This is a genomic window from Serratia sp. CC22-02, from assembly GCF_900182895.1.
GTDB lineage: Bacteria > Pseudomonadota > Gammaproteobacteria > Enterobacterales > Enterobacteriaceae > Serratia > Serratia nevei.
Genome location: NZ_FXUD01000002.1, coordinates 75,210 through 93,928 on the forward strand (window position 1 = coordinate 75,210; position 18,719 = coordinate 93,928).

At 61.3% G+C, this 18,719-nt stretch carries 22 protein-coding genes; 13 read left to right on the plus strand and 9 right to left on the minus strand.

Features of this window, described 5'->3' with window-relative positions; all coding sequences use genetic code 11:
* The first annotated feature begins 22 nt into the window (after positions 1-22).
* A complete protein-coding gene (locus tag QOL81_RS07110) occupies positions 23-604 on the plus strand; it encodes a flavin reductase family protein (protein ID WP_033641194.1) in 582 nt (193 codons plus the stop codon).
* On the opposite strand, the gene QOL81_RS07115 is transcribed toward QOL81_RS07110, so the two are convergent.
* A complete protein-coding gene (locus QOL81_RS07115) occupies positions 601-981 on the minus strand; it encodes a winged helix-turn-helix transcriptional regulator (protein WP_084826778.1) in 381 nt (126 codons plus the stop codon). The genes QOL81_RS07110 and QOL81_RS07115 overlap by 4 nt on opposite strands.
* A gap of 84 nt (positions 982-1,065) precedes the next feature.
* On the opposite strand from QOL81_RS07115, the gene QOL81_RS07120 reads away from it, so the two are divergent.
* The gene (locus tag QOL81_RS07120; protein WP_070915491.1) at positions 1,066-1,833 is read left to right on the plus strand and encodes an NAD(P)H-dependent oxidoreductase; all 768 of its coding nucleotides are present in this window, start codon (positions 1,066-1,068) and stop codon (positions 1,831-1,833) included.
* Here QOL81_RS07120 and QOL81_RS07125 read toward each other — a convergent pair.
* Positions 1,830-2,078 (minus strand): hypothetical protein, encoded by a 249-nt coding sequence (locus QOL81_RS07125; RefSeq protein WP_038873128.1) that lies wholly within the window; start codon positions 2,076-2,078, stop codon positions 1,830-1,832. The genes QOL81_RS07120 and QOL81_RS07125 overlap by 4 nt on opposite strands.
* Positions 2,079-2,269: 191 nt before the next feature.
* On the opposite strand from QOL81_RS07125, the gene QOL81_RS07130 reads away from it, so the two are divergent.
* Together QOL81_RS07130 and QOL81_RS07135 are read left to right on the plus strand one after the other, a co-directional pair.
* Complete coding sequence (locus QOL81_RS07130) at positions 2,270-2,674, plus strand: Exc2 family lipoprotein (protein ID WP_197757400.1); 405 nt, start codon at positions 2,270-2,272, stop codon at positions 2,672-2,674.
* A 107-nt stretch (positions 2,675-2,781) separates the two neighbouring features.
* The gene (locus QOL81_RS07135; protein ID WP_049202306.1) at positions 2,782-3,423 is read left to right on the plus strand and encodes a DsbA family protein; all 642 of its coding nucleotides are present in this window, start codon (positions 2,782-2,784) and stop codon (positions 3,421-3,423) included.
* A gap of 35 nt (positions 3,424-3,458) precedes the next feature.
* Here the strand turns inward: QOL81_RS07135 and QOL81_RS07140 are convergent, their stop codons facing one another.
* Positions 3,459-4,181 carry an acid phosphatase gene (locus QOL81_RS07140; RefSeq protein ID WP_049202307.1) on the minus strand — a complete coding sequence of 241 codons (723 nt, stop codon included), beginning with the start codon at positions 4,179-4,181 and terminating at the stop codon, positions 3,459-3,461.
* A gap of 222 nt (positions 4,182-4,403) precedes the next feature.
* Between QOL81_RS07140 and feaR the strand changes: the two genes are divergently transcribed.
* Positions 4,404-5,303 carry a transcriptional regulator FeaR gene (gene feaR / locus QOL81_RS07145; protein ID WP_197757399.1) on the plus strand — a complete coding sequence of 300 codons (900 nt, stop codon included), beginning with the start codon at positions 4,404-4,406 and terminating at the stop codon, positions 5,301-5,303.
* Positions 5,304-5,336: 33 nt separating this feature from the next.
* Here feaR and QOL81_RS07150 read toward each other — a convergent pair whose 3' ends face one another.
* A complete protein-coding gene (locus QOL81_RS07150) occupies positions 5,337-6,836 on the minus strand; it encodes an aldehyde dehydrogenase family protein (RefSeq protein WP_060456776.1) in 1,500 nt (499 codons plus the stop codon).
* A 159-nt stretch (positions 6,837-6,995) separates the two neighbouring features.
* Positions 6,996-7,634, minus strand: a complete 639-nt coding sequence (gene leuE / locus QOL81_RS07155; protein ID WP_016928933.1) for a leucine efflux protein LeuE — start codon at positions 7,632-7,634, stop codon at positions 6,996-6,998.
* A 237-nt stretch (positions 7,635-7,871) separates the two neighbouring features.
* On the opposite strand from leuE, the gene ada reads away from it, so the two are divergent.
* Entirely contained in the window at positions 7,872-8,927 is a 1,056-nt protein-coding gene (gene ada, locus QOL81_RS07160) for a bifunctional DNA-binding transcriptional regulator/O6-methylguanine-DNA methyltransferase Ada (RefSeq protein WP_070915494.1), read from the plus strand.
* On the plus strand, positions 8,924-9,637 hold the full coding sequence (locus tag QOL81_RS07165) for a 2OG-Fe(II) oxygenase (protein ID WP_070915496.1): 714 nt from the start codon (positions 8,924-8,926) through the stop codon (positions 9,635-9,637). The genes ada and QOL81_RS07165 overlap by 4 nt, the downstream gene beginning before the upstream one ends.
* On the opposite strand, the gene tehB is transcribed toward QOL81_RS07165, so the two are convergent.
* Positions 9,632-10,495, minus strand: coding sequence for an SAM-dependent methyltransferase TehB (gene tehB / locus QOL81_RS07170; protein ID WP_070915498.1), 864 nt, complete (start codon positions 10,493-10,495; stop codon positions 9,632-9,634). The genes QOL81_RS07165 and tehB overlap by 6 nt on opposite strands.
* Before the next feature lie 178 nt (positions 10,496-10,673).
* Here tehB and QOL81_RS07175 point away from each other — a divergent pair, with 178 nt between their 5' ends.
* A complete protein-coding gene (locus QOL81_RS07175; protein ID WP_060423200.1) occupies positions 10,674-11,777 on the plus strand; it encodes a DUF1615 domain-containing protein in 1,104 nt (367 codons plus the stop codon).
* A 53-nt stretch (positions 11,778-11,830) separates the two neighbouring features.
* Here the strand turns inward: QOL81_RS07175 and QOL81_RS07180 are convergent, their stop codons facing one another.
* Positions 11,831-13,510 (minus strand): alpha-keto acid decarboxylase family protein, encoded by a 1,680-nt coding sequence (locus QOL81_RS07180; RefSeq protein ID WP_060423204.1) that lies wholly within the window; start codon positions 13,508-13,510, stop codon positions 11,831-11,833.
* Between the two features lie 674 nt (positions 13,511-14,184).
* Here QOL81_RS07180 and QOL81_RS07185 point away from each other — a divergent pair.
* The 4 genes from QOL81_RS07185 to QOL81_RS07200 all read left to right on the plus strand — a co-directional run bounded on the left by QOL81_RS07185 (position 14,185) and on the right by QOL81_RS07200 (position 16,340).
* A complete protein-coding gene (locus QOL81_RS07185; protein ID WP_060423210.1) occupies positions 14,185-14,664 on the plus strand; it encodes an adenine nucleotide alpha hydrolase family protein in 480 nt (159 codons plus the stop codon).
* Between the two features lie 156 nt (positions 14,665-14,820).
* Positions 14,821-15,411, plus strand: a complete 591-nt coding sequence (gene pagP / locus QOL81_RS07190; RefSeq protein ID WP_025301698.1) for a lipid IV(A) palmitoyltransferase PagP — start codon at positions 14,821-14,823, stop codon at positions 15,409-15,411.
* A 126-nt stretch (positions 15,412-15,537) separates the two neighbouring features.
* Complete coding sequence (locus QOL81_RS07195) at positions 15,538-16,026, plus strand: YjjA family protein (RefSeq protein ID WP_015376789.1); 489 nt, start codon at positions 15,538-15,540, stop codon at positions 16,024-16,026.
* A 50-nt stretch (positions 16,027-16,076) separates the two neighbouring features.
* Positions 16,077-16,340, plus strand: coding sequence for a putative hemolysin (locus QOL81_RS07200; RefSeq protein WP_004940597.1), 264 nt, complete (start codon positions 16,077-16,079; stop codon positions 16,338-16,340).
* 42 nt (positions 16,341-16,382) lie between these two features.
* Here the strand turns inward: QOL81_RS07200 and QOL81_RS07205 are convergent, their stop codons facing one another.
* Both QOL81_RS07205 and QOL81_RS07210 read right to left on the minus strand, forming a co-directional pair.
* The gene (locus QOL81_RS07205; RefSeq protein WP_047728779.1) at positions 16,383-17,000 is read right to left on the minus strand and encodes a hypothetical protein; all 618 of its coding nucleotides are present in this window, start codon (positions 16,998-17,000) and stop codon (positions 16,383-16,385) included.
* A gap of 106 nt (positions 17,001-17,106) precedes the next feature.
* On the minus strand, positions 17,107-17,796 hold the full coding sequence (locus QOL81_RS07210; protein ID WP_070915500.1) for a ZIP family metal transporter: 690 nt from the start codon (positions 17,794-17,796) through the stop codon (positions 17,107-17,109).
* A gap of 138 nt (positions 17,797-17,934) precedes the next feature.
* Between QOL81_RS07210 and QOL81_RS07215 the strand changes: the two genes are divergently transcribed.
* Entirely contained in the window at positions 17,935-18,717 is a 783-nt protein-coding gene (locus QOL81_RS07215) for a DeoR/GlpR family DNA-binding transcription regulator (RefSeq protein WP_070915501.1), read from the plus strand.
* Positions 18,718-18,719 lie beyond the last annotated feature (2 nt).

Genomic DNA, 18,719 nt, shown 5'->3' on the forward strand with positions numbered 1-18,719 from the left:
ACTCACTCGCAAGGATTTCCCGATGAGCCACTTTCGCCCTGTCGCCCTCGAACACGCCAGCCGCCTGCTGAACCACGGCCCGACGGTATTGATCACCAGCCGCAGCCGCGACGGCGCCAAACGCAACGTGATGGCTGCCGCCTGGTCGATGCCGGTGGAGTTCAGCCCGCCGCGCATTGCCATCGTGGTGGACAAAGGGGCGCACAGCCGGCAAATGATCGAGGAAAGCGGCGCATTCGGCATTTGCGTGCCGGCGGCCATGTTCATCGACGCCACCTACGCGGTCGGCAGCGTGTCCGGGCTGGATGACGACAAGTTCGCCCGCTTCCACATCGCCGCGGCGCCGAGCGCCACCCTACAGGTGCCGCTGATCGAACAGGGTTGCGTGGCGTGGCTGGAGTGCCGCTTATTGCCGGAAAGCGGCGCGCAGGAAAAATACGACACCTGCTTCGGCGAGGTGCTGAGCGCGGCGGCGGACGAGCGGGTGTTCCAGCAGGGGCGCTGGAACTTCACCGCCGCCAATGCGGATCTGCACACCATTCATCATCTGGGGGCGGGCAACTTCGTGCGCAGCGGCGAGACGCTGCGGGCCAAACCGCTTTAATCGGCCTCGCGCCCGCGGTCGGCATCATAGCGCTCGCGGGCGGCGTCCAGCTCCGGGAAATGGTATTCCGCCCACTTATCGAGCGCCGTCAGCGTCTCGACCAGCGAGCAGGCGACGGCGCTGAGCCGGTATTCCACATGCGCCTGATTCTTTTCACTTAAATCCAGCCGTTCGAGCAGCCCGTTGCGTTCCAGCTGGCGCAGCGTTTGCGTCAGCACCTTCTGTGAAATGCCGTCGATGCGGCGCAGCAGCTCGCCGTTGCGCATCGGCCGCTGCGCCAGCGCGGGCAGGATCAGCATCACCCACTTGCCGGAAATCAGCGCCAGCGCATCGCGCGCGGAGCATTTACTCGAATAGACGTCGCCGGGATAGGCCATGGGGGGTTACCTTCAGGTGCGTAATTGCCAAGGATGCGATAAAGCCACAGCATAGCAGCACCACCTTACCGCGGGAGAAACAGGATGAACGTGCTGATTGTGCTGGCTCACCCCGAGCCACATTCTTTCAATGCCCATTTGGCCGAACAGGCGCGGCAGGCCTGGCTGGCGCAGGGGCACCAGGTGAAGACGGTCGATCTGTATCAGGAGGGGTTTGATCCGCGCGAAGGCGCCGGCCATTACCCCAGCAGAAAGCAGGCGGACAGGTTCGATGCGATGCAGGAGCAGCGCCATCACTGGACGATCCAGGCGCTGCCGGCGGAGATTCGGCGGCATATCGAGCTGCTGCGCTGGGCGGATACGCTGGTGCTGCAGTTCCCTTTCTGGTGGTTCGGCGCACCGGCCATCCTCAAAGGCTGGATGGATCGGGTGTTCGTTTACGGCGGGGTGTACGACAGCCGCCACCGCCATGAGAACGGCGTGATGAGCGGCAAACGGGCGCTGCTGACCGTTACCGCCGGCGCTTCCGCTCAGGCCTGCGCGCCGGACGGGCGCGACGGCGATATGCGGCTGATGCTGTGGCCGATCATGCATGCGCTGCACTATATCGGCTTTAGCGTGCTGGAGCCGTTCCTGGTCTATGGCGTGCGCGGCGGGTTGGCGGGCGAGGAGCTGCGGGCGCAGAACGCCGCTTTGGCGCAGGTGACGCAGGCGTATCGGGAAGGCTTAAGCGATCTTGCCGCCTGGCCGGCGGTACCGTTCAACCGCAATGACGATTTTGACGCCGATCTGGCGCTGAAGCCCGGCGCGCCGGTCTACAGCCCGTTCGTGCGGCACCGCGATCCGATTTAGAACCCGGCCTTCAGCAGTTCCTCGCGCAAGTCGTCGATAATCGCCGGTTCGATGTCGGGGAACTGTTGCTGGATATCGGCGATGGCGTCGGCCACGCTCGGGCCGGCGAAGGTGCCGGAGAAGGGCACCAGCGGCAGGTTGGCGTCGCTGTCCGGCAGTTCACCGCGGATAGTGCCGGTGATCATGCCCGCTTTTTTTTCCGCCGTGAGGTCGTACTCCCCCACGTTTTTGTCGATCGGTTTCATTGGCCGCCTCGCTGTCGGTGAGTGTTTACCCTGTCTGTTAAAGCATAGTGTTTCAGGCAATGAATACCAATCAATGTATATAATATTAATATAAAACAAAGTGATGCGCGATTTGTCGTTTGACGTTCACCGGGGGCCGGCGCTATGCTCGTGGCGCTAAAGGACCTTCCTCACTGACAGGGACAGACGACATGAAAAAACTGAAAAGCGCGGCGCTGTTGTTGCCGCTGTTGGCGCTCAGCGCCTGCACCCACCACCTCAGCAGCGCCGAGCAGCATGCCAAACACTACGTTTATCAAACCCGCGACGACTTCGATCCGCAATTCCGCACCGATGTGAACGGCAGCATTAAAAACGCCGTGCCGATGTTCGAACAGTTCTACCAGCAGGGGAAAAAGGATCGCGCGGCGGGCGTGGCGCGCAGCGAGGCGCAGAAAAAGGCCGACTATCTGGCCAGCCCGGAATTCCAGCAGAACATGGAACACAAAACCATTTTCATCAATCGCGCCTACAGCGGCTCCGACAATCCTAAGCGTCGCCAGGTGCTGTCGCAGGAAGCGGTGGGCGCCTATTGGGACGGCTACGAAGGGCGCTGACTGAATCCCACATAAACAGAAGGTAATAAAAACTGGCCTTCTGCCGGTTATTTGATTATAAAAACCGCCGCTAAGGACGATGTTCATAATCGAAACCAGGAGTGTTTATGTTGGCAAAAGTTAAGCGTTCGTTCGCCGCCGCCGTCGTATTGATGTTGGCGTTGCCCGCGGTTCAGGCCGCGGATTACCGTGCGGGCGAGCAATACACCCGGCTGGATAAGCCGGTGGCCGCCGCGCCGGCGGTGGTAGAGTTCTTCTCCTTCTACTGCGGCCCTTGCTATCAGTTCGCCGAAACCTACCGCGTAGGCAGTACCGTTGCTCAGGCGCTGCCCGCCGGTGAGAAAGTCACCAAGTATCACGTCAGCCTGATGGGCAAACTGGGCAATGAGCTGACCGAAGCCTGGGCGGTGGCGACGGTGCTGGGCGTGGAAGACAAGATTGAAGGAGCGATGTTCGACGCGGTGCAGAAACAGCGCGCCGTCAACGGCGCCGAAGATATTCAGCGGGTGTTCACGGCGGCCGGCATCGATGCCGCTACCTATGAAAACGCGCGTCACAGCCTGCTGGTCAAAGGATTGATCGCCAAGCAGAATGAAGCGGTGAAAGCGTTCGAGGTGCGCGGCACCCCATCGTTCTACGTGGCAGGCAAATACAAGATAGACAATGCCGGCATGGCCAGCACCAGCGTCGAAGGCTACGCCAAAGAGTACGCGGCGGTGGTGCGTTACCTGTTGGACAAGCAGCCGTAAACCGGGCCATCAGGGCCCGGTGTTAGCCGCCGGGTCTATTTTTCCGCAGGCAAATCCAGCGCCAGGCGCAGCTCGTCGCGCGCTTGCCGGTACTGCTGCTGGAAATCCTGCTGCTGTGAAAGCTGCTGGCTGATTACGCTGCCGGCGATGCGGCCCATCTCGATATCGGAAGGGTAGTGGATCCCTGCCACCACTCGGTTGTCACCGTATTGCCAGGCGCGGGTCATAATGGCGGCGCGCTTTTCCGGCACCATATTGGCCAGGGTGATGCCCATCAGCGTGCCCAGCGTGGTGTGGCCGGAAGGCCAAGAGCCGGAGCTGGAGCGCTTGACGATCGGCTCGATGCGGCTGTCCAGCATATGCGGGCGCGGGCGCTTCCAGAAATCTTTCGCCGGATCGACCACCGCCGCTTCGGTGGCGACGATGCGATCGAAGAAGGCGCTCACGGCCGGCAACGCTTTGGCGTTGAACTTCGGCCCCATCACGTTGCTGTACACCCAGACGTTCTCTTCCGCATCCGCCTTGGCCTGGCTGGCCATTTCCGGCGTGCGTTTCTGCTGCATGTCGAGCACTTCCCGCAGTTCGCGCTGGGTCTGCGCCGAGTCGTTGGCCGGCGGCGGCGGCAGGATGTGGGTCAGATCCACCTGCTGCGCGGTGGTGAACGGTTGGGCTTCCTCTGCCGCCTGCGCGTGGAACGCGGTCAGGGCGCTGGTGGTAAACAAACACAGCGCTAAAACGGATTTCTGCAACGATTTCATCGGGTCATGTCCAGGGTGTCAAAGTGAAAGGGGAGCAGTCTGTATCTTTGGCGAGGCCTGTGACGATGAGATGACGGTTTCGTGGCGGATTGATGACGGGCGCCGGGCGAACTGTGATCGCGGCGCCAAATCCCCCGCTCGCCATTGATTGTGTGTTAACGGATTGTTATGGTGTTTTTCTGTTCAACGGCGCAGCACCGCTGCTGTTTGAAGGGAGAGATCATGACGGCATTGGCAACGCTCCGGGACGTCGGCTTCGAAGAGTGGCTGGGGAAAATCAACACCGCCTGCGGCCGATTCTGCGCGAAAACGCTGGGGCCGGGCTTCAGCGGGGCGATGCAGGAATTCCGCGCCCATGCGCTGCGCCTGAGCGTGGTCGACGTGTCTCAGGCCCGGCTGTACCGCACGCCGCGCGAGATCGCCCGCAGCGACGGCGCGCACTTTTTTACCGTCTTCCAGCTGCGCGGCAGCGCGTTGATGGAACAGGGCGAGAGCCAGACGGTGCTCTCTCCCGGCGACATCACGCTGATCGACGCCTCACGGCCCAGCAGCTTCACCTTCCAGCGCGATTCACGCCAAATCTCACTGCTGTTGCCGCGCGGCTGCCTGCCGGTGCCGCCGCCTTGTGCCCAGCGTCTCGGAGCAGAGCTCAGCGCGGTGCGCCTCAGCCGCCAGCTGGTGCTGAGCAGCATGCAGGATCCTCAGCTCGTCGCGGCGGAAAGCGAAGCGGTGCTGAATGCGCTGGCGGCGCTGCTGCGCCCGGCGCTGGCGCTCGAACAGGCGCGCCCGGAGGGGCAACAGCCGGTTTTCGACAAGGCGCTGGCGTTGATCGACAGGCATATTCAGTCGGCGCAGCTGCGCCCGGAATGGGTGGCGGCCGAGTTGGGGGTGTCGCTGCGCAGCCTGTATCGGCTGTTCGCCCGCCAGGGGCTGGTGGTGGCGCAGTACATCAGAAATCGCCGGCTGGATCTGTGCGCGCAGGCGCTGCGCAGTGCCGCCGGGCAGGAAAAGCTGGCTGGAGTCGGCCTCGACTGGGGGTTTGCCGATCACAGCCATTTCTCGACCGCTTTCAAGCAGCGTTTCGGCATGTCGCCGAGCGAGTACCGCCGGCAATATCAATAAGTCAGGGCGCGGGCCAGGCCCGCGCCGCCTCACTCAATAGCGGATGCAGACCGATTTGGTTTCGGTGTAGGCATCCAGCCAATCCGGGCCGAAGTCACGGCCGCTGCCCGACTGTTTGAACCCGCCGAACGGCATGTTCGGGTCGATCAGCGTATGGGTGTTGACCCACACGGTGCCGGCCTGGATGCGCGGCGTCAGCGCCATCGCTTTCTGCAGGCTGGTGGTCCACAGGCTGGCGGTCAGCCCGAAGTCGGTGTCGTTGGCCTTGCTCAATGCCTCTTCGGCGCTCGCTACCCGAATCAGGTTAACCACCGGGCCGAACACTTCCTCGCGCGTCAGGTTCAGCCTGTCGTCCGGGTTGATCACCAGCGTTGGCGGGATGTAGAAGCCATTGGCATCCGGCCCGGCCGCGCCGCCGATAAGCTCGGCGTTTTTCGCCCGGGCATCGTCCAGGTAGGCCGCCACCTTGTTGCGGTGCGCGAGCGACACCAGCGGGTTGATTTGCGCGCCGGTGTCCATGCCAGGCCCGACCGACAGCGATTTCACCGCCTGTTCGAAACCGGCCACCAGTTGGTCATAAATCGGCGCTTCGATATAAATCCGCGAACTGGCGGCGCACACCTGCCCCTGGTTGAGGAAGCTGCCGAGCATCAGGCCTTCGATCACCTGCTGCGGATCGGCGTCTTTCAGCACGATGGCCGGGTTTTTGCCGCCCAGCTCCAGCGTCACCCGGGTCAGGCGATCCGCCGCCGCGCGCGCGATGCTTTTGCCCACCGGCGTGGAGCCGGTAAAGCTGACTTTGGCGATCAGCGGATGTTCGGTCAGCGCCTTGCCGCACAGGGTGCCGCGGCCAGTGACCACGTTGAACACGCCCGGCGGCACGCCGGCTTCGCTCGCCAGTTCGGCCATGCGCAGCAGGGTGAGCGGGGTGGTTTCCGACGGCTTGATGACGATGGAGCAGCCTGCCGCCAGCGCCGGCATCACTTTCCACATGCCGATCATCAGCGGGAAGTTCCAGGGCACGATGCCGGCGACCACGCCAATCGGCTCTTTACGGGTATAAACCTGATATTTGGCGCCCGGCGGCATCGGAATGGAGACGTCCAGCGTCTGGCCGGTGATTTTGGTCGCCAGACCGGCGGTGTAGCGCATCCAGTTCAGGGTGCTGCCGACTTCGAAGGCGCGGGCGATGTTGATGGACTTGCCCTGCTCCAGGGTTTCCAGCTGCGCCAGCTCCTCGGCGTGTTGCTCCACCAAATCGGCGTAGCGCAGCAGGATGCGTTCGCGCTCTACCGGCAGGCGCTGCGCCCAGACGCCTTCGCTGAAGGCTTTGTGGGCGGACTGCACCGCCAGCGCGACGTCGTGTTCGTTGGCGTCGGCGGTGGTGGCGATCTGCTGCCCATTGGCGGGGTTATACACCGCCAGGCGGCCTTCCGCGGCGGACGCGCGCCACTGGCCGTCGATGTACAGCCCATGCTGACGATCGAGAAAACGCGACACGCTATCCAGCACGGCTACGGTATTGTCAGACATACATCCTCCGATCAGGCTCATCAGGTTATCGTTAACCCTGCAAGTCTAGATCAGCGGGAAAGCGGCGGCTTTGGTCTGCCTGACATTCGGTTTGCCCTGCGTGTCATTTTGCCGTGACGAACGAGTAAACCGCGGCCGGCGGGCGCCGGCCGGGAGGGATCACGAACTCAGGGTTGCCAGACGGGTGGCGAAGCCGAGGAACAGCAGGCCGATCAGGCCGTTGCCGAGCTTCGCCAAGCCTTTCTTGTGATTGAAGAAATGCGCCAGCATCGCGCCGGAGAAGATCAGCGTGCTCATGTAGATAAAGCTGACGGCTTCGAGGATCAGCGCCAGAATGGTGAACGACAGCCCGGTGTGCGCGTAGTTGAAGTCGATGAACTGCACGAAGAACGACACGTAAAACAGGATAGCTTTCGGGTTGGTCAGGCTCAGCGTCAGCGACTTGCGCAGAATGCTGTGGCCGCCTTCAATCTGCTGCTGTTGCGCCTGTGCCTTCTGCACGAAGGTGGCGTAGAGGATTTTTGCGCCGAGGAACAGCAGGTAAATCGCGCCGAGAAAACGCACCAGGGTAAACAGGAACGGCGTGGTGCGGATCAGCGAAGCCACGCCGATATAGGCGCAGAAGATCAGGATCGCATCGCCGATGAACACGCCGAGCGCCGCGGTGTAGCCGGCGCGCACGCCGCGCGATACGCCGGTTTTCAGTACGTACAGCGTATTCGGCCCCGGCAGAATGATAATGAAGACCACCCCGGCCAAATAGGTCCATAAATTCAGGACGCCAAAACTCTCTAACACAATAACCTCTCCATGCGCGCAACTAACAGGCAAAAACACTGGCCACGCCCGTGGCCGGCCGCGATCCTAACGCTGTGCAACCGGGTTGGCAACGTAATAAACTTCATGTTGTTGGTTAAAAATTGTCGAAACATTGTTGAAAACGTCGGCGCCGAATTAAAAAGCAAGAGTCGGCGTGTTTCGCCAACGGCCCGTCACTATGCTGGTTAACATCGAAACCGCAGTGAGGAACGGATGATGAAAAACGTAATCGACAGCGCCGATCCGCGCTGGCTGGCGATCGTCAGCCGCGACAAGCACGCCGACGGCCGCTTTATCTACGCGGTGAAAACCACCGGTGTGTATTGCTCACCTTCTTGCCCGTCACGCCAGCCGAACCAGCAAAACGTGGAGCTGTTCGACGACGCCGAGCAGGCGGAGGCGGCCGGCTATCGGCCCTGCAAACGCTGCCGCCAGGGGCTGACGCCGTTGACGGAGCAGCATGCGCGGCAGATAGCCGAGGCCTGCCGCTATATTGAACGGGCGGAGAAAGCGCCGTCGCTGCAGACGCTGGCGCGCCACGTCGGGTTGAGCCAATACCATTTCCACCGGCTGTTCAAAGCGATCACCGGCCTGACGCCGAAAGGCTATGCCGACGCGCAGCGCAGCCAACGGCTGCGCACCGGTCTTACGCAGCAGGAGACGGTGACCGACGCGATCTTCGACGCCGGCTATGGCGCCAACGGCCGTTTCTACCAGCAAGCCAACGCCGCGCTGGGCATGACGCCGAAGGCTTACCGGGCGGGCGGCAAAGGCATGCGCATCCATTTCGCCGTCGGGCGCTGTTCGCTGGGCGAGATCCTGGCGGCGCAGAGCGAGGTGGGCATCTGCGCCATTTTGCTGGGGGACGATGCGCAGCGGTTGGTGCAGGATCTGCAGGACAAGTTCCCTAATGCCGAGCTGATCGGCGGCGACGCTCAGTATGAAGCGCTGATGGCGCAGGTGGTGGGGTTGATTGAAGCGCCGGAGAACGGGTTGGCGCTGCCGCTGGATATTCGCGGCACCGCGTTTCAACAGCGGGTTTGGCAGGCGCTGCGGACGATACCGGTCGGCGAGACCGTCAGCTATGCCGATATCGCCCGGCGCATCGGCGCGCCCAAAGCGGTGCGCGCGGTGGCCGGCGCCTGCGCCGCCAACGTGCTGGCGGTGGCGATCCCCTGTCACCGGGTGGTGCGCAACGACGGCGCCTTGTCCGGCTATCGCTGGGGCGTCGAGCGCAAGCAAGCCTTGCTGGAAAAAGAGGCGCAGCGATGAGCGGCCCGCTGGCGGCGCGGCTGGCCGAATTGGACTGGGCGGCGATTGAACGCGAACTCGATGCGCAGGGCTGCGCGCGGTTGCCAGGCGTGCTCAGCCAAGACCTGTGCCGCGAGCTGGCGGCGTTCTACCCGCACGATGCGCACTTCCGCAGCCGCGTCGTGATGGCGAAGCACGGTTTTGGCCGCGGCGAGTACCGGTATTTCGCCTATCCGCTGCCGCTTCCGGTGGCCGAGGTGCGCAGCCTGATGTATGCACGGCTGGCGCCGGTGGCCAACCGGTGGAATACCTTATTGGGTTTGACGGCGCGCTATCCCGCCGAACACGAGGCCTACCTGTCCGAATGCCACCGGGCCGGCCAACGGCGGCCGACGCCGCTGCTGTTGCGTTACGAAGCGGGGGATTACAACTGCCTGCATCAGGATCTGTACGGCGAGCGGGTGTTTCCGCTGCAGGTGGCGTTTTTACTTTCCGCCCCTGAACGGGACTTCACCGGCGGCGAATTCGTGCTGACCGAACAGCGGCCGCGGATGCAGAGTCGGCCTGAGGTGGTGCCGCTGCAGCAGGGCGACGCGGTAGTGTTCGCCGTGCATCACCGGCCGGTGGCGGGAGTGAAAGGCTACTATCGGGTCAATCTGCGCCACGGCGTCAGCCGGATACACGCCGGCCAACGCCACACGCTGGGGGTTATCTTTCACGACGCGCTATAGCTTGCGCGCCAGCAGGGTGGCGAAGCGCAGCGAGATGCGGTTGCCGGCGGCGTCGGTCTTGTGCAGTTGGCCGACGTCTTCGTTGTATTTGAGGATCTCCCAGTTGCGATAATAATGCTTCAGCTCACCCGGGCTGAAGGTGAACGGGAACGGCAGCGGGCAGGGATAATCCTCGGTATCCATCGCCGCCACGATCAGGTTATGGCCGCCGCGCACGGTGCTGTCCTGCATGTTTTGCACGATAGACGGAATTTGCTGGCGTTCGAGGAACATCATCACCACGGTGGACAGGATGAAGTCGTATTCGCCGCTGAAGCGGTGGGTATTGAGATCCTGCACGCTGGCGCTCAGGCGGGTCAGCTGCTCGGCGTCGATGATCTGATTGAGGCGGTCTATCGACGGCGCGTGCTTGTCCCAGGCGGTGACGTCGAAACCTTTCAGATTGAGATAGAGCGAATTGCGGCCGCCGCCGCAGCCCAGATCCAGCGCCTTGCCCGGCGCGATGCGCGCCGCCGCCTCGATCACTTCAGAGTGGGTGCGCGTCAGTTCGTATTTCTTGTGGTAGTAATCTTCCGGCGTGCAGTAAAACGCCAGCCGGCAGGTCATGTCGTCCGAGAAGGAAACGATGCGATGCCACTGCTGCGGCGCGATAAACGGCGGCTGGCTTTCGGGGCTGAACTGCCAGGTCTCGGTGGTGGCGCCGTCTTCGGTCATCATGGCGAACGTCAGGCTGCCGCTCAGGACGGTGAGCTTCGCCCAGGTGCCGCTCTGGGTGTTGTGGCGCTGGCGGAAGGCCTCCGGCAGCGTGTCGCTGCTCCATTCCGGCAGGGTTTTGTAGCAAAGCAGCTGCTGCTCCATAAGGGGCTCCTCTGGCTGGGCAAGCAAAGTGATTTATATGATGTATATAAAATACATCTTTATGAGGCGTTTGAACATAGCGGCCTGACGGGAAGGCGCGGCGATATCTTTATACTGGATTGTGCGCGGCGGCTGGGCTAATTTCAGTGCTGTTCATGTCATCACGTTCAGGGAAAAGATGCCGATACCTCGTTTATTTCACCCGACGCCCTTCCGTTGGCTGAGCCTGGCCGCGCTGCTGGCGCTGGCGGGCTGTACCAGTAAAACCCCCACCACGGCGCCGGCGGCGCGCCCCGCCGACGTCAAAGCCCGACTGATGACGCTGATCCCGGCCAACGCCGGCGATCGTCAGGGCTGGGCTACCGATATTACCGCCGCCTTCGCCGCGCAGGGCATCGAGCCGAGCGATGAGAACCTGTGTTCGGTGCTGGCGGTGACCGAACAGGAGTCGACGTTCCAGGCCAACCCGCAGGTGCCGGGGCTGCCGAAGATCGCCTGGAAGGAGATCGATCGCCGTGCCGATCAGATGCACATCCCGAACTTTTTGGTGCACACCGCGTTGAAGATCTCGTCGTCGAACGGGAAGAGCTACAGCGAGCGGTTGGATAAGGTGCGTACCGAGAAGGATCTGAGCGATATCTTCGATGACATGATCGACCGCGTGCCGATGGGGCAGAAGCTGTTCGGGCATTTAAACCCGGTACATACCGGCGGCCCGATGCAGGTGAGCGTCGCCTTCGCCGAGGCGCACGCCAAAGGGTACCCTTATCCGATCGACGGCTCGATTCGCCGCGAAGTCTTCAGCCGGCGCGGTGGCATGTACTTCGGCATTATGCATTTGCTGGGGTATCCGGTCGATTACAGCCGGCCGATTTATCGCTTTGCCGACTTCAACGCCGGCTGGTACGCCAGCCGCAACGCGGCGTTCCAAAACGCGGTCAGCCGGGCGAGCGCGATTCCGCTGGCGCTGGACGGCGACCTGATCGATTTCGGCAGCGACAAGCCCGGCTCGACCGAGCTGGCGGTGCGCACGCTCGGCAAGCGCCTGAACATGAGCGACAGCGCCATTCGCCGGGCGCTCGAGAAAGGCGACACGGCCGGCTTTGCCGACACCGACCTGTATAAGAAGGTCTACGCGCTGGCGGGCGGCAAGCTGCCGCGTGAGATGCTGCCGGGTATCCAGCTGGAGAGCCCGAAAATCACCCGCAAGCTGACCACCGCCTGGTTCGCCAAGCGGGTGGACGAACGCCGCCAGCGTTGCATGGCGCGCGCCGGCGGGTAACGACATAAAAAAATGCCGCCGGTGGCCTGAACCACCGGCGGCGCGGTAGCGCCTCAGGCGCTGCGGCGTGGGTTGGTCAGGCCGAAGTTAAAGCTGTTGCAGCGGTTGCAGAACTCTTTCATCACCGGCGGCGTGTCCATCATCGGCACTTTCACCTCGATAAACGCCAGCCGATCCTGCCGCGAGGCGCGTTCCAGGGCCATTTCCAGCTGCTGCGTGGTCTCCACCGCCACGCTGAACGGCTGCGCCTGAGTATTCAGCACCGCCGGCAGTTTGGCGTAGTCCCACGGGCCGATGTCGTTGTAGGACGAGTTTTCGCCGAGGATATACCGCTCGATGGTGTAGCCGTCGTTGTTGATCAGGAAGATGATCGGCTTTTGCTCGCAGCGCAGCAGGGTAGACACTTCCTGCGCGGTGAGCTGGAAGGAGCCGTCACCGATGAACAGCAGATGCCGGCGCTCCGGCGCCGCCATCAGGGTGCCGAGCAGCGCCGGTAGGGTATAGCCGATCGAACCCCAGATCGGTTGGTTGACCACCTTGACACCGCCGGGCATGCGCATGCCGCCGATGGCGGCGCCCGAGGTGCCGTTTTCCACCACCACCACGTCATCTGCCCGGATAAATCGCTGGATCCGTTGCCACAGATAGGCCTGGTCGATGGGGGTATCGCTCGGCGTCGCCAGCTTCTCTCGTGGATCGGGCAGCGGCGCCAGGGGCTGTACCGGCGCGTCTTCACTCAGATCCAGCAGCGCCTGCAGCAGATCCGCCGCCGCCACCGCCGGGTAGGAGGTGTTGTCCAGCTTCAGCGAGAACGGTTGGATATCCACCTGAGCGGCGGCGGGAATTTGCTGCGAGAAATAGCCGGTGGTGGAGTCCACCAGACGCACGCCGAAGCTCAGCACGCAGTCCGAGTGGGCCATGCGTTCATACAGTTCGGGGCGCGACAGGTTGCCGCTGTAGCCGCCCATCCAACCGGCGGTATCTTCCGGAATAATGCATTTGGCGGTCGGCATATTGGTCAGCGGAATGGCAAAGCGATGAGCGACCTCGATAACCCGCTGCTGCAGCTGATAGCGATCCACCATTTGGTCGATCAACATGATCGGGCGCTGTGCGCGTTTTATTTTGGTTAACAGCGCCATCGCCGCTAATTGCACATTGTATTTATCGCTGGCCGGCAACTGCGGCGCCGCTGCGGCTGCGGTGATTTCAATTTCGACGTCGCAAATATCGGAAGGCAGCTGTAAATAGACCGGTTTCTTCTCTATCCAGGCGCGGGAAATAACGCGCGGAATTTCCTGCGCGGCATTTTCCGGCGTAATCAAGGCTTGAGCAACGGTGAATTGTTTAAAACAGTTCATGACGTTGTCGAAATTGCCGTCGCCCAGGGTATGGTGCAATAGCTGATGATTCTTCATCGCGTGCAGCGGCGGCGTGCCGGCAATGCAGATCACCGGCGAAGATTCGGCATAGGCACCGGCGATGCCGGACAGCGCGGCCAGATCGCCAACGCCGTAGGTGACGATCAGCGCGCCGGCGCCTTTCATTCGGGCGTAGCCGTCGGCGGCGTAGGAGGCGTTCAATTCATTGCAGTTGCCGATAAACGCCAATCGGTCGTCGCTTTCCAGCAGCTCCAGCAGGCTGAGGTTATAGTCGCCGGGCACGCCGTAAATACGATCGACGTTCAGGGCGTGAAGCTGTTGCAGAATGAATGACCCGATAGTTATTTTCATTGATTGCTCCGGATTATTTATCTTTATTTTGTCAGGCGAAAATCAGCAAAAATAAATTGCTGGCGATGTTGTGTCGTTAGCTTTAACAGTTATTTAAAGCGTCGACTTGTTCAAGATAGGGTTGGCAGCCGAAAAATGGGCGGTTTGTATTCGGCGCTTTACGCGATTGAGTAATACATAAAAAGTAGGGGTATTGCGTATTGGCGTGCGGCGGTATTTTTCCTTGATGGAATATCAGCAGAGAAACGGCGCCGCGTTGGCATTTATCATGACGCAGGGGGAGTTTACCGGTACTTTTGATGCCGCGTTAAATCCTGTCTGGCGGTACCCGGCAGTTAGCCTGGAAAAGAAAAGCCGACGCTGACGTAAAGGGGGATTTTGGTGATCCGCCGCACGCTTATTTCAAGAAACCATTCTGTAACCAATTAAAAACAAAAATTTAACAGCGATCGTTTTTTATTCGTCGGTTTCCGTCAGCTTTGCTTTACGGGGGCGGCGGTGCGCGCCACGTCGGGCCGGCGTTAAAATGCGCCGCCACGGTCGCTAAGATAACGTGGTGGCCATCACATTCCGTGGGAAGTGATACGTAAACTTTTCTCTACGTGCGCGCAGATGGCGTATACCTACCAAAGAGGGCGGTGCCCCAGTGGCACTGAATGACGGGGGAAAGAGCGATGAAAAGCTATCGACACATTCTGGTACTGATTCACGATGAGCGCGATGGGCTGCCGTTACTGCGTCAAACGCTAGCGATGGTGGGCGGGCTGCCGATCGCCATCACCGTCGGCCACCTCAACGCCGACTATGCGGAGCTGGAGTACGGCAGCGATGCGCTGGTCAAAGATCGCCAGGCGCAGGAGGTGATCGCCGCCAAGGCGATGCTGAGCCGGCTGGTGAGCGCCGTCGAGGCGCCGGTTGCGGTCAAGGAAATCGTCACTATCCGGCGCTTTAAGGACGTCAACGATTTCATTCATCAGGCCGGTATCGATCTGGTGGTGGTCGGGCACCAGAATCGCCTGTTCGGTCTCTATTCTTCTTATTCCCTGGAGTTTGTGAACCGTCTCGATGTCGATGTGTTGGTCAAGCACCTTGCCCGCGAGTCGTGTGCGACAAAGCGGACTTTTCCCACGGCTTTGCCGCCCGAAAGGCGATAGCATACGCAGGCCGGCACAACCTGTTAAAAGTTATCGGGAATTTTCCGGTGCTAAACTTAACCAAAGCACAACGGGCGTTGGATAAATTAGATACAGCTTGATCTTGCCTGGGCTATCGGTAAGAATCTTCGGCCGTATTTTTACAGGAGCTTTACGATGTTTCTCAAACGGACTCTTTTGGCATGTTCTCTGGCGTTGATATTTCCTGCACTGCCTTCTTACGCTGAGGTTGGTACAGAAAGTGGCAATACCGCGCAGGCTGAAAAACCGGGTCTATGGCAGCGTTTTACCGATAACGTGGCGGAGACCTGGAACAACTCGCCTAACCACGATCTCTATATTCCGGCCATCACCTGGCACAACCGTTGGACTTACGATGATGAACATATCGATAAGTACAACGAGCGCCCGTGGGGGGCCGGTTACGGTATCTCCCGCTACGACAGCGACGGTGACTGGCACGGCATCTACATCATGGCGTTCAAGGATTCCTTCAACAAGTGGGAGCCGATCGGCGGCTACGCCTACGAGAAGATCTGGCGCCCGCTGGATGACAAGGATTTCCGCCTGGGGCTGGGCTTCACCGCCAGCGTCACCGCGCGTGACAACTGGAAATACATTCCTATCCCGGCACCGCTGCCGCTGGCCTCTATCGGCTATCAGCGGCTGACGTTCCAGGCGACCTACATTCCCGGCACCTATAACAACGGCAACGTGTTCTTCGCCTGGCTGCGCTGGCAGTTCTAAATTTCCTGAATTCCGAAAAACGGCGCGGCGGCGAGATAAAAGGAACTTGTCGCCGCCAGCGGCGTCGGAAGGGTATCCCGGCGCGCTGCGCCGATCGCATGCCGTTATTACAGGAGTTTTACCACTATGATCACCAAACATCGTTTACTGCTGGCCTTGGCGCTGTCCGCTACCCTGGCCAGCGGCGCCACTCAGGCTGCCGGGCTGATGGATTCCCTCAGCAGCGCGGCGGGCGAACTGAGCAAGTCGGGCGGCGACAGCAGCGGCGGCATGTCGCTCTCCTCGCTGACCGGCCTGTTGAACGGTGGCGACAAGGCGTTGAGCTCCAGCAGCATGACCAATGCCGCCGGTATCCTGCAGTACTGTGTGAAAAACAACGTGCTGTCGGCTAACGGTGCCGAAGGGGTGAAAGATCAGCTGCTCAGCAAGCTGGGCATCACCAGCACCGAAAACGCCAAGAGCCAGGATTATCAGCAGGGCCTGGGCGGCTTGCTGCAGACCGGCGAAGGCAAGAGCCTGGATCTGAACAGCCTGGGCACCTCGCAGATCACCGAGAAGGTGAAGCAAAAAGCCTGCGATCTGGTGCTGAAACAGGGCAAATCCTTTATTTCATGATGAACGAACGGCGGAGCGCTCCGCCGTTCTTTTTTGCATAAGCTGGAAAAATGAAAAAAACGTTGATGCTTTCCCTGTTGGCGGGGATGACGATGTTGCAGGGGTGTTCCGTGAAATCCAACGATGCGCCGCCACCGCCGCAGGTGAAACCGATCGGCATGGCGAACCCGGCCGACGTGTATTGCACCCAAATCGGCGGCAAGCTGAATGCCAAAGAGAACGCGGCAGGCCAGTATTCCACCTGCACCTTGCCGAGTGGGCAGGAAATTGAAAGCTGGGAACTGTTCCGCCGCGATCACCCGGTGAAAAAGTAACCCTCGCGGCGCCGGCGCTTCCGCCCGGCGCCCGGCGCCCGATCAGAATTGGCGATCCCCTATCGACTGCAGCTGCAGGCTGCCGTCTTTTTGTAGCGTCAGCGGCATGCGCCAATCGCTCTGTTTATCCAGGTTGAACGGCCGGGAGCGGAACATGCAGCCGGTCTTGATGTTCTTGATTTTCATGACGTGTTCCGCGTCCGCATTGATTTTCACTTCGAAGCTGCCGGCGGGCGGAATAAAGACTTCCGCCAGCTGCTGCGGTGCCGTCGGCGTTTCCAGCTTGACCAGCACCGCGAAATCGTTGCCCTGATTATCCAGCGTCAGCCGATGCAGACCGGTCGCGGGCAGCCGCGTCGGCTGGTGCAGATAACCGGCTGAGGCGGGCCACGGCTGCCCGGCATTGTCGTGCAGCGGCCCCCCGCACTGTTCACGCGCCTCGCGCAGCGGCATTTCGCGCTTTATCGCGCGGTTGTAATCGGTGGGGGCGGCGAGGCTGAACTCGTCGTCATATTGATGAGCGCGCAGATAGCGCTTGGCGCCGAGCACCGCGATGGCGACCAGCATAAAGAACAAAAATATCCTCAGGCGATTTTTAAAAATCAGCCCGAACAGCTTCCCGGGGAGTTGAAACAGCCACCTTGCGATCGTCAATAACATCGTTTTCCCTTTACGCCCAAGCCGTTACGTCTACGGTAACTTCGCCTGCCTCAGTATAGCCAAAGCGTTGCCTCCGGGCGGCATGCGCCATGAAATTCCTGTTTTTTTACCCCAAACCTTCCTCTAACAGCAACAGCAGCAGGAAGCCGGCAAAGAACATCGCGGTGGCGAACGGTGTCTCTTTTCCGCCTTCATGCGCTTCGACCAGCAGCTCCTCGGTGACCAGGTAGAGCAGGGCGATCAGGCCAAAGGCCAAAAAGGCGGTCAGCCAAAATGCGCCCAGCATGGCCACCGGCGCCCCCAGCAGGCCACCGATGGGCAGCAGCAGCGCCAGGCCGACTATCGCCGCCATGGCCCGCAGCCGCCTGCCGAGAAAGTCTTTCAAATCGCCGACGATCGACAACCCCAGGAACAGCACTTCCAGCGTCAACGCCAGCGTCAACAGCAGACCGGCCTTGGCGCCGGCCGCGAAGGCAATACCCAGCACCAGCCCATCGATAAAGATATCGACGCCGACCGCGGCGATAAAACCGACCGGCCCCTGCGCTTTTTCACCCAGTTGCCTAACCAGCAGCATTAACAGCACCCCCGCAGCGCCGCCCAGCAACACGGCCAAAGGTGACTGCTGCTTGAGATCGGGCAGGATTTCGGTGGCGGCGGCGGCGAAAACGATGCCGGCGGTAAAGTGATGGATGACGCGCATCGTGGCGGCACCGGGGCGGCGATAGAGTGCCACCGCAGCGCCGACGACGGTGGCTGCGGCGGGAAACAGCGTATAAAGCACGGCGGAAGTCATCGCGTCATAATCCCTTATCGGTGATGTCACTCTCAGTCTAGACGAGCGCTGCCGCTTCAGCGTGGCGAAAAAAATGATTGTTCGATTGTGTACGTTTATGTACATTCGTGATCACTTTAGCGTCACCGGATTTACGCGATGTCCAAACTGTTACCGAATGAACGCCACCAGGCCATTCTCGACGCGCTTCGCCAACAGGGGCGGGTGCTGGCCCTGGAGATGGCGCAGCGGTTGAATACCACCGAAGCCACCATCCGCCGCGATCTGCGCCAGCTGGCGGCGCAGAACCTGTGTAAACGTATCTATGGCGGTGCGCTGGCGCCGACGCCGGCCGAAGGGCCCGTTGCGGCGCGCATGGCGCTCAGCGGCGATGAGAAGCTGACGCTGGCGCAGACCGCGCTGGGGTTGATAGGTGAAGAGCAGCTGATCTTCCTCGATGCCGGCAGCACCCACCTGTATCTGGCGGATCTGTTGCCGCGCGATCGGCGTTTGACGGTGGTGACCAATGCATTGAGCATCGCCGGCAAAATGCTGGAACGGCCGGGGATCCGCACCATCCTGATCGGCGGTGAGCTGGATGCGCAGGTTGGCGGCTGCGTGGACGCCAAGGCGGCGGAAGAGATAGACGGTTTCCATTTCGATCTGGTGTTCACCGGCATCTGCGCCTACGACCCGGACGGCGGCTTCTCCGCGCTGAGCTACCAGGACGCCACCTTCAAAAAGCGGCTGCTGACGCGCGCCGGCAGCGTGGCGGTGCTGTGTACCCGCGACAAGCTCAATACCTACGCCCCTTACCCCTTCCTGCCCGCCGGGCGGGTGGATCATCTGGTGACGGCGCGCGGCGCGCACCCGCAGCTCGAGCTGCAGGTGGCGCAGGGCGGCGGCCAGGTTTGGCACAGCGATTTACCGACCGGAGAATGATG

What these genes read in the sequence shown, in the direction of transcription:
- QOL81_RS07110 (WP_033641194.1), top strand. Translation starts at nt 23, where the DNA reads ATGAGCCACTTTCGCCCTGTCGCCCTCGAACACGCCAGCCGCCTGCTG.
- QOL81_RS07115 (WP_084826778.1), bottom strand. Translation starts at nt 981, where the DNA reads ATGGCCTATCCCGGCGACGTCTATTCGAGTAAATGCTCCGCGCGCGAT.
- QOL81_RS07120 (WP_070915491.1), top strand. Translation starts at nt 1,066, where the DNA reads ATGAACGTGCTGATTGTGCTGGCTCACCCCGAGCCACATTCTTTCAAT.
- QOL81_RS07125 (WP_038873128.1), bottom strand. Translation starts at nt 2,078, where the DNA reads ATGAAACCGATCGACAAAAACGTGGGGGAGTACGACCTCACGGCGGAA.
- QOL81_RS07130 (WP_197757400.1), top strand. Translation starts at nt 2,270, where the DNA reads ATGAAAAAACTGAAAAGCGCGGCGCTGTTGTTGCCGCTGTTGGCGCTC.
- QOL81_RS07135 (WP_049202306.1), top strand. Translation starts at nt 2,782, where the DNA reads ATGTTGGCAAAAGTTAAGCGTTCGTTCGCCGCCGCCGTCGTATTGATG.
- QOL81_RS07140 (WP_049202307.1), bottom strand. Translation starts at nt 4,181, where the DNA reads ATGAAATCGTTGCAGAAATCCGTTTTAGCGCTGTGTTTGTTTACCACC.
- feaR (WP_197757399.1), top strand. Translation starts at nt 4,404, where the DNA reads ATGACGGCATTGGCAACGCTCCGGGACGTCGGCTTCGAAGAGTGGCTG.
- QOL81_RS07150 (WP_060456776.1), bottom strand. Translation starts at nt 6,836, where the DNA reads ATGTCTGACAATACCGTAGCCGTGCTGGATAGCGTGTCGCGTTTTCTC.
- ada (WP_070915494.1), top strand. Translation starts at nt 7,872, where the DNA reads ATGAAAAACGTAATCGACAGCGCCGATCCGCGCTGGCTGGCGATCGTC.
- QOL81_RS07165 (WP_070915496.1), top strand. Translation starts at nt 8,924, where the DNA reads ATGAGCGGCCCGCTGGCGGCGCGGCTGGCCGAATTGGACTGGGCGGCG.
- tehB (WP_070915498.1), bottom strand. Translation starts at nt 10,495, where the DNA reads ATGGAGCAGCAGCTGCTTTGCTACAAAACCCTGCCGGAATGGAGCAGC.
- QOL81_RS07175 (WP_060423200.1), top strand. Translation starts at nt 10,674, where the DNA reads ATGCCGATACCTCGTTTATTTCACCCGACGCCCTTCCGTTGGCTGAGC.
- QOL81_RS07180 (WP_060423204.1), bottom strand. Translation starts at nt 13,510, where the DNA reads ATGAAAATAACTATCGGGTCATTCATTCTGCAACAGCTTCACGCCCTG.
- QOL81_RS07185 (WP_060423210.1), top strand. Translation starts at nt 14,185, where the DNA reads ATGAAAAGCTATCGACACATTCTGGTACTGATTCACGATGAGCGCGAT.
- pagP (WP_025301698.1), top strand. Translation starts at nt 14,821, where the DNA reads ATGTTTCTCAAACGGACTCTTTTGGCATGTTCTCTGGCGTTGATATTT.
- QOL81_RS07195 (WP_015376789.1), top strand. Translation starts at nt 15,538, where the DNA reads ATGATCACCAAACATCGTTTACTGCTGGCCTTGGCGCTGTCCGCTACC.
- QOL81_RS07200 (WP_004940597.1), top strand. Translation starts at nt 16,077, where the DNA reads ATGAAAAAAACGTTGATGCTTTCCCTGTTGGCGGGGATGACGATGTTG.
- QOL81_RS07205 (WP_047728779.1), bottom strand. Translation starts at nt 17,000, where the DNA reads ATGTTATTGACGATCGCAAGGTGGCTGTTTCAACTCCCCGGGAAGCTG.
- QOL81_RS07210 (WP_070915500.1), bottom strand. Translation starts at nt 17,796, where the DNA reads ATGACTTCCGCCGTGCTTTATACGCTGTTTCCCGCCGCAGCCACCGTC.
- QOL81_RS07215 (WP_070915501.1), top strand. Translation starts at nt 17,935, where the DNA reads ATGTCCAAACTGTTACCGAATGAACGCCACCAGGCCATTCTCGACGCG.